Genomic DNA, 448 nt, shown 5'->3' on the forward strand with positions numbered 1-448 from the left:
GCCTTCGACCATGTAGCAGGCCAGCGTCCAGGGGCTGCCGGAAAAACCGATCAGCGGCACCCTGCCGTTCAATTCGGTGCGGATTTGGGTGACGGCGTCGAACACGTATTGCAGCGCGCCCGGCGGCGGCACTTGCAGGGCCATGACTGCCTTTTCGTCGCGCAGCGGGCGCTCGAACTTGGGGCCTTCGCCTTCGGCGAAATACAGGCCCAGGCCCATGGCGTCGGGCACGGTGAGGATGTCGGAAAACAGGATGGCGGCGTCCAGCGCGTAGCGGTCCAGCGGCTGCAGGGTGACTTCGGTGGCGTAGTCGGGGCTTTTTGCCAGGCCCAGGAAGGAGCCGGCGCGCTTGCGGGTGGCGCAGTACTCGGGCAGGTAGCGTCCTGCCTGGCGCATCAGCCACAGCGGCGTGTAATCGGTCGGCTGGCGCAGCAAGGCGCGCAGGAAC

General features: G+C 67.2%; 1 protein-coding gene. It reads right to left on the reverse strand.

Features of this window, described 5'->3' with window-relative positions; translation table 11 throughout:
• Window positions 1–448: uroporphyrinogen decarboxylase family protein (locus TSA66_RS25970; RefSeq protein WP_332309921.1), on the reverse strand; the 448-nt coding region annotated here is incomplete at both ends.

The sequence above is a fragment of the Noviherbaspirillum autotrophicum genome (genome assembly GCF_000818395.1).
In the GTDB taxonomy this organism is placed as follows: Bacteria; Pseudomonadota; Gammaproteobacteria; order Burkholderiales; family Burkholderiaceae_D; genus Noviherbaspirillum; species Noviherbaspirillum autotrophicum.